The sequence below is a fragment of the Salinivibrio sp. MA427 genome (assembly GCF_001996115.1).
Lineage (GTDB): Bacteria > Pseudomonadota > Gammaproteobacteria > Enterobacterales > Vibrionaceae > Salinivibrio > Salinivibrio costicola.
The window spans coordinates 1-2,422 of record NZ_MUFH01000336.1 but is presented as its reverse complement, the minus strand read 5'-3'; the positions used below and the strand labels follow the sequence as shown (position 1 = coordinate 2,422).

The window sequence follows — 2,422 nt, the reverse complement described above, 5'->3', positions numbered from 1 at the left end:
TGATTCGATACTACCAATGGCAACGGCACTAAAGCGCACTACAAATGCTGCCAGCAAGGCAACCATGGTCCCTGACAGTACCAGCCCTGGCCGGCCCCATCCGTAGGCGGTGGCAACATCATTAATGACATGATCACCGCGCGTAAGCACCAGCATTACCCCGATAGCGAGCACGGTGCCGGGTACCGCATAGCCCATAGATGCCAGACGCATTGGTGCAACACTAATACCATCACCACGTAAGCGACGATAGACATTCACTGTCCACGCAATAGCCACCGCAATAACAGCCGCCAACGTCGAGGTATAAAAGCTGTTATAGCTAAACGCGGCGAAATCACTGATGGCATTTTTTTCATAGTAGTGCCATGCGTACATCACCAACTGTAAAAGCGGTAAGATAAAAGCCAATGATAATAGGCTCCAGCACCAGACTACTACGCCTACTTTACGCCAGCCTCGCAAAGGCGTTTTCTCGATTGCGTCACTGCTTGAGCTTGGACTAAATTGAGCTTGTTTACGTCGTCCATAACGCTCGGCACTGATTAAAAGAAAAATCGCCACCAGCATTATCGCGGATATTTTAGCTGCTGCCGTTAAGCTTGAATAACTCAACCAAGTATCATAGACCGCCGTGGTCAGTGTGCTAACGGCAAAATAATTGACTGTACCAAAGTCGCCCAAGGCCTCCATCGCCACCAGCGACGCGCCAACGGCAATGGCGGGCCGGGCTAGCGGCAAAGAAATTCGGCGAAAACTCTGAAGTGGCGAGCAACCCAACAGGCGGGCAGAATGGGTCAAGGTCACACTTTGCTCCATAAAAGCAGCGCGTGTTAATAAGTAAATATAAGGGTACAGCACCAGCGCTAAGACAAAGCAAGCCCCCGTTAGCGTGCGCATATCGGGGAACCAATAATCGGTCACGCTTTGCCATTCAAAGGCATACCGTAAAGCGCGCTGCAACGGCCCAGCATAATCAAACCAGTCCGTATAGATATAACCGATAATATACCCGGGCATCGCCAGCGGTAGGACCATCGCCCATTGCAATTGTCGGCTGCCAGGTACCTGATACATCGCCAGCATCCACGCTGTCGGGACACCCAGTATCATCGCAATCGCGACCACACCAACCACTAACAGACTGGTATTTAGGGTATAGGTAGGGAGCACGGTCTGGAACAGGTGAGGAAAAATATCACCTGTATCACCAACCGCGGTGTAAAAGATCGCTAAGATCGGCAAAACCAGCAACAGGGCTAGGCCCCAGCTGCTGGTTTTTATAATGGGTAATCTATCTCGCATGGCCTACTACATTAAGGCGTCAGAGAAAGACAACAGGGCGGTGGTCGCCCCTATGCGATGGTTTACAGGTCGAACTGAACTTCATCCAACAGCTTCACTGATTGGGCATAGTTATCAGCAATCGCCTCTAACGGCATTGGGTCGTGCTTATAATCCCCCCAAGATGCCACTAGCTCAGACTTCTCGACACCCGCTTTCACCGGCTCTTCGAAGTTAACCTCAGCATACATATGCTGCGCTTTGTCTGACGTTAAAAATTCCATAAGTTTAAGCGCGTTTTCTTGGTTCGGTGCGTACTTCGCCATCGCCATACCACTCACATTGACATGTGTCCCATGAGTATTCTGGCCCGGATRATTTAGATAAACCGCTTCCGCCCACGCTGTTTGCTCTTCATCGTTTAGCATCTTACCTAGGTAATAGCTATTCCCTAGCGACACATCACAGAGCCCTTCTTTAATCGCTTTTACTTGCGCGCGATCGTTACCTTGTGGTTTACGCGCGAGGTTGTCTTTAACCCCTTCTAGCCATTCTTTGGCTTTCGCTTCACCATGGTTTTCAATGATAGCGGACACAAGAGAGACATTATAAGGGTGTTTGCCTGAACGGGTACAAATCTTGCCTTTCCATTCGGGTTTTGCCAAGTCAAGATAGTCAAAATCGTCACCTAACTCGCCAACTCGCTCCCGAGAAGAGTATACCGCACGTGCACGCGTTGTCAGCGCTACCCACTTATCTTCACTATCACGAAACTGTTCAGGCACATTGCTATCAATCACATCGCTTTGAACCGCTTGCACCACATCTTGGTTTAACAGCTCTTTAAGGCGTGAAATATCAACCGTAAGAAGGACATCTGCTGGGCTATATTCGCCTTCCTGCTTGACCTTTTCTGCCATGCCTTTTTTAGCAAACTTAACGTTTACCTTGATGCCAGTCTCTTCAGTACATCGCTTTGAACCGCTTGCACCACATCTTGGTTTAACAGCTCTTTAAGGCGTGAAATATCAACCGTAAGAAGGACATCTGCTGGGCTATATTCGCCTTCCTGCTTGACCTTTTCTGCCATGCCTTTTTTAGCAAACTTAACGTTTACCTTGATGCCAGTCTCTTCAGT

At 49.1% G+C, this 2,422-nt stretch carries 1 protein-coding gene and 2 pseudogenes; all 3 read right to left on the bottom strand.

Features of this window, described 5'->3' with window-relative positions; translation table 11 throughout:
* Window positions 1-1,305: iron ABC transporter permease (locus tag BZG79_RS14165; protein WP_077774720.1), on the bottom strand; the 1,305-nt coding region annotated here is incomplete at its 3' end.
* Between the two features lie 62 nt (window positions 1,306-1,367).
* Window positions 1,368-2,252 (bottom strand): annotated as a pseudogene (locus tag BZG79_RS14160) (extracellular solute-binding protein); the annotation flags it as partial.
* Window positions 2,228-2,422 (bottom strand): annotated as a pseudogene (locus BZG79_RS14155) (iron ABC transporter substrate-binding protein); the annotation flags it as partial. The pseudogenes BZG79_RS14155 and BZG79_RS14160, both read right to left, overlap by 25 nt.